General features: G+C 49.4%; 3 protein-coding genes. All 3 read right to left on the bottom strand.

All coding sequences use genetic code 11. The annotated features are described in order from the left end of the window. Positions 1-138: 138 nt before the first annotated feature. Genes QP908_RS11490 through QP908_RS11480 form a run of 3 tightly spaced genes read right to left on the bottom strand, consistent with a single transcriptional unit; the run spans position 139 to position 5046 of the window. Positions 139-1551 (bottom strand): class I SAM-dependent DNA methyltransferase, encoded by a 1413-nt coding sequence (locus QP908_RS11490; RefSeq protein WP_284772331.1) that lies wholly within the window; start codon positions 1549-1551, stop codon positions 139-141. Continuing rightward, positions 1548-4823: a type I restriction-modification system endonuclease gene (hsdR, locus tag QP908_RS11485; RefSeq protein ID WP_284772330.1), complete on the bottom strand. Its 3276-nt coding sequence runs from the start codon at positions 4821-4823 to the stop codon at positions 1548-1550. The genes QP908_RS11490 and hsdR overlap by 4 nt, the downstream gene beginning before the upstream one ends. Continuing rightward, positions 4816-5046, bottom strand: a complete 231-nt coding sequence (locus tag QP908_RS11480; protein ID WP_284772329.1) for a helix-turn-helix domain-containing protein — start codon at positions 5044-5046, stop codon at positions 4816-4818. Before QP908_RS11480 ends, hsdR begins: the two co-directional genes overlap by 8 nt. Between the last annotated feature and the right edge of the window lie 481 nt (positions 5047-5527).

The raw sequence follows: 5527 nt of genomic DNA, 5'->3' as shown, positions 1-5527 counted from the left end.
CAAAATGGTAATAAGAAGGCCGCTGCTTAACCCCTAAGCAGCTTAACTACGTGTCCACGATTTGCGGGCAACCCCATGGAACGATGGCTTCGTTAGGAATCCCTTTGAAGTCTGTGATGAGCGGGAGTTTCATTGCCACTAATCTTCACCTTCTCCGAGGCTGAGATCGCTTGCTAGAGTGCGCAGGAGGTCAGCTGCTTCGTCAAGAAGGGTTGCGGCTTCGAGCGTGGATGCTGCTGGGGCAAAGTTTTCCGCGTCGAAAGTTTCTACTTCAACACGCATGAGGCCCAGATCTAGAGAGTCCTCTTTAGCGTTAATCTCGCTGCGCTTGAAGTAGGTTAGCCGCTCGTTTGCCAGCTGAGTTCGATCTTCAGCCAAATACGCTTTCTCAAAGTCAGCGAAGTGTTCAACGGTAAGTGGCGTACGCTTGCCGAACGAAGGCATCTGAGAACGAAGGTCGTAGAACCAAACTCCGCTGGTATTTCCTTTGTCGGTGAGTCCACGTTCGAAGAAGAGTACGTTGGTCTTGACGCCTGGGGCGTAAAAGATACCGGTTGGAAGCCTGAGGATAGTGTGTAGGTTGCATTTGTCCATCAGGTCTTCTCGGATGCGGCGGCCATCACCGTCAGCGAAAAGAACATTGTCTGGTAGTACAACCGCAGCGCGTCCACCTGGCTTAAGGCTTCGATAAATATGCTGCAGGAAGTTCAGCTGCTTATTTGATGTCGGGAAGGTTAGATCATCACGAGTTGCACGTTCCCCTCCCTTTTTCGTTCCAAATGGCGGGTTAGTCAGAACAACATCAAACCCAATAAAGCGCTTGCCGTCAGGCGAAAGCGTATCTCCTAAATGGATAGGGGATTCGATGCCATGAAGCATAGCATTCATCAACGCAAGTCGATGAGTGTCATGGACAAGCTCCACACCGGTAAATGCCTTCTTTACTTGGAAGTCGGCTTGATCTTCGTCCAGATCGAACAGGTCGTCTGTGTTGGCGCATACGTGCTCACTCGCAGCAATCATGAAGCCAAAAGTTCCACATGCGGGGTCGTTGCAGAGCTCACCAGGCTGTGGGTCAATAAGCCGCACCATAACGTCAATAAGGACACGCGGGGTGAAGTACTGACCGGCACCAGACTTTTTCTCGTTAGCGTTTTTCTCAAGCAGCCCTTCGTAGAGGTTACCGAGCCCCTCCTCACGAGCGGAATACCAATCCAGAGCATCAATTGACTTGATAATCTTCTCAAGGTTTTTCGGCTCATCAATATTTGTAGATGACGCAGCATAGATTTCATGGACTCGACCAGTTGCTTCTTCGCCGAGGTGTTGGAGCAGGTCACGGTAGAACCGCTTGAGTTCGATGCCGGACTTCGTGCGCAGTTCATTCCATCGGTATTGTTCGGGAATCCCGTCTTCTGCACCGGTTTCCTTGGCCATTTTCAAGAATAGGATGTAAGTCAGCTCGGTGACGTACTGATGGAAGGTGATTCCATCATCGCGTAGGACGTTGGACAGGTTCCAGAGCTTCGCAACGATCTCTTGATTGTTCATGCGGTTAGGTCCTCATACATATAGTCCTTAAGTTCAGAGACTATTTTGGCGAATTCGCCATCAAATGCAGCCTGCACTCGATTCAGTCCTCCCTGTTGTCTAAAGCGAGAGTCTGTATCGAAGGTGTCTGTTGAGATGAGTAACTCGTTTTCGAGGTACGCCTCAACGCGAGATATCCAGCCCTGCTGAACTCTAGTAAAGTCATGTTCTCTTTTCAGTTTGTCGATAGCAAGTTTCACCCGTTCCTTGTGGGTAAGGAGCGGAGATCCGAGTGCAAAACGGCGAATGAGTGAGATGATGTCTGCAGTAATCTCTTTGTTAGACACTTGCGACAAGGCTGAAGAGAGTTTTTGCTCGGTATAGCCTTTGCGGTCGAGCATGAGCCTTAGTGATTTCAGTTCCGCTCGGGTGAGTTCAGAAGGGCGAGTACACACTATTTGTAAGGCTGCAATCTCATCACTGTTTTGCTCCAGGAAGGATTTGAACTCTTCTAGATAGTCCTCAGGCTTTTGGGCGTTTCCAAAGTCCCTGGTGTGTGAGATGAGTTCATCTTCAGCCTCTGAAATCACTAGTTTTCGTGGGTCGCCAAAGGTCGAGTTGTCGAGGAAATCGAAGAACTGCGCGTGTTCTTGAATCCATGCGGCTGCATCTGCTGGTGAGGCTTCACGAAGTTCTTCAATCACTTCGGAGATCGTGTTTCCACCGCCAAGGTCTTTAAGGTGTTCAGCTGTAGTTTCGGCAATCTTGCGTCGTCTACGTTGGAGCTTAGCCACTACCTGTTCGATTGCTCGAGTAAGTTTGTCAGCATTAGTACCGGCGCGATCAATGTCCTCCATGAGATCTTTGAAGCTGGTATTGGGGTTCGCAACCAGTGGTTTCATGGTAGAAACCTTTTCAAGGGCTTCGTACACTCCTACCGGATCGTAGATTTCGAAGCGGTCTTTTGAGATTTCTGGGCATAGTCGCGTGGCTCGACCGAGCATTTGCTCGAAGAGGATACGCGACTTAACTCGCCTCATGAAAACCAATGACGTGATTGCTGGTACGTCAATACCGGTGGTGAGCAGGTCAACGGTGACAACTATTGATGGAAAACGCTCGTTCTTGAAGCGCTTAATTGTTTGCTCGATCTTCTTCTTGTTGCCGCCTGCGACTGAGCCGGTGATCTTCATAATCGCTTTTGGCTCAACCCCCTGGTCGGCATAGATGTCTTTAAGGAGATCGACGATGAGGTCAGCATGAGCGTCATCAACGGCATAAATGAGGGTTTTGCCGAATAATTCAGGCATGCTCGGATCAAGATCCCGAGCGATTTCTTTTAGAACCGTCCGGTTGAAGTTTTCGGTAATTACTGACCGGTTGAAGTCTTCCACTTCAAAAGTAACCTCGTCAGCCAATTCAGCGCTGTTGGCGATTTCTCCAGTAGCAGTGTCGTAGATCGGAAGAGTGTCGCCCTCGGCAAATCGAATACCTTCAGTTGCAAGCTTTGTTGTGAGGCGATGTGGTGCGTCGTGGTCAACGAGATAGCCATCCATGACTGCTTCACGATAGGTGTAGGTGTACACCGGTTGACCGAAAATCTCAGTTGTGTGTAACGCAGGTGTTGCAGTGAGCGCGATTTTCGTTGCATCGAAATAGTCAATTACGGACCGGTAGGCGGATTGGTAGTCAGATTGGTCCCGGTAGAGAGCTTCATCTTCGGTCATTTCTTTATCAAGCAAATAACCTCGGTGAGCTTCGTCAACAATGATCAAGTCGTAGTCAGTAACGGATGGTTTGCGTGCCTGAGTATCTTCAGTAGAAGGTTCTGGGTAGAACAGGCGCTTCACCATTCCTTGGACCGTTGAGACATGCACACGTGTCTCAGGGTCAACGTCGGAATCGTCTAAACCATTAATTGAATAGAGTTCATCCAGCGTCAGCAATTCCTCTAATCGGACATCCTTAAAGGTATCCAAAGCCTGAGTGCCTAGTGACGTACGGTCAACCAAGAACAAGATTCTGCGGAACCGATTAGTCTTCAAGAATCGATAGATCATCCCAAGCACTGTTCGGGTTTTGCCAGTGCCGGTGGCCATGGCAAGTAGCGCGTGGTGGTTTCCTTCGCTGATCGCGTTCTCAGCAGCGTGGATTGCATCGACCTGATATTTACGCAGATTTAAGCCAGTACTAGATGTGAGCAGATCATCGTTCAGGTTGTCGAGTGCCTCCTGCGCAGCTTGTTGATCAGCATCAAGCATTTCGAGAAGACCCTGTGGACTTGGCCATCCAACTAATGCGCGTGGAGAATTTAGTGGGTTACGCACATCCTGAAACCAGACGCCAGATTGAGTCTTGTATTGCTCTATATATGGGCGACCATTCGTTGCAAAGAGGAATGGTACCTTGAAGGCACCCCACTGACCCATCGTAAACTCTACGTGCTCATCTTTAATAAGCCGCCCGTAATCGGCAGCCTGAAAATCCAAAACTGATGGGATTGCAGAGTGCTCTGCCTTTGCTTCAATCACACCAACGAAATTCAAACCTACGAACAAGGCATAGTCAGCTCGGCCTTGCCGCCCTACCGTGGAATCAGTAGGCCACTCAGCAATAGCCTGATTTAGTCCCTCAACAGGGCGTGTGCCCTTGCTGTACCTTAGGTTTTCAGTATCAGCATCCCAACCCACTTGACGAAGCTGCTCATCAATGAGGAGCCTCGTTTCAGCTTCTGTTTTTGGACGCTGATTCACCGCAGCAGTAGAACGCTGGGAACGTTTCGCTTTTGACACCGCTGGTGCCTGTTTAGCCTTTGTGCCATCGTCCTTTGCAAGTGCGGCAGTCTCTTGCTCCAGCCAATCGGTAGCCTGATCAGTTAGGGATTTTTCAACTGGGAGTACATATTTTGATGCCTCCACATTTGGGTCACCATATGTAGCTTCAAACCACCAAGCAAGGGAATGAACCATTGGCAAAAAGCGCTTTGCATCTTCTGTTGTTCCCCAGTCCTTATGTGCCGCCTTGTTTCGGGCTTTGCGAACCAGATTCAAAATATCGACAACTTCGCGAGGCAGCAGACCTTCACGAGAGAGCATGTCAATCCGCTTGAAAGCTGTGCTTTTATTTGGAGGAGTCAAACGATCGAACTGGAATATCAGCTCTACAATGCTTTCGCATAGAATGCCGAGCTTCATCACAGAGGTACTCGGGTCGGTATAAAGGTATGATTCAGCTAAAGTTCCCAGGTTTTCCAATGAAGGGAAACTATTTTTTAGAAATTCGAAGTTAGTCACTTCCAACCTCCTGGCTATTTCCGATTGTGCAGATATCTGAAATATCGCATTCGAGTGCTTCGAATATTCTTGCGAGTACTTGTGTTGACACTGTCTCATCCCATCCCATCTTGGTGATAGTGGCGCTTGAGAGGCCGGTTGCTTTACGTAGGTCTTGTTTTGTCATGTCTTTGTCAGTGAGAGTCTTCCAGAGAGGTTTGTAACTGACCACTGGTGTCGTCATTCGAAATCTTCCTCTTCTGCAACGTCTATGACGCCTTTCAGGTAGCCGTAACGGCCGTTTTCGGTGTCTTTGGTAAAATCAATGATATTCCCCATAATGGTGCGGTCAACCCCGGGAACTTCGTCGGTGTTCTCCAGGATGATGATTTGCTGGGTGTATTGCCTCTTGCGTCAGATAGGTGGAGAGTCCCTCACGCATGGATCCTGCTGCTTCTGCACGACCTTGGTCGAAACCTTTAAGTGCAGAGTCGATGACCAGGACTCCTGGGTAGTGCGGTGAGCTCCGTTCCCGAGCGTGTCAAGTTGTTTGTGTGTGGAGCTGGGTTTATAGGTATTTGTCGAAGCGGTCGGGGTAGGCCACGGCCATTTGGTTGATGGCTTGTGTCCAGCCGGAAACTCGGGGGACCTGACCCCTGTTTGGTGGACACCTGATATCCAGCCCAGTCGGGCTGGAAAGAAAGGTAATCTACCACCATGTCCAG

This window comes from Corynebacterium sp. MSK204, from assembly GCF_030229885.1.
In the GTDB taxonomy this organism is placed as follows: Bacteria; Actinomycetota; Actinomycetes; order Mycobacteriales; family Mycobacteriaceae; genus Corynebacterium.
Note: the sequence above shows the minus strand (reverse complement) of the source record. Positions and strands in the feature narration are given on the sequence as shown.

What these genes read in the sequence shown, in the direction of transcription:
- QP908_RS11490 (WP_284772331.1), bottom strand. Translation starts at nt 1,551, where the DNA reads ATGAACAATCAAGAGATCGTTGCGAAGCTCTGGAACCTGTCCAACGTC.
- QP908_RS11480 (WP_284772329.1), bottom strand. Translation starts at nt 5,046, where the DNA reads ATGACGACACCAGTGGTCAGTTACAAACCTCTCTGGAAGACTCTCACT.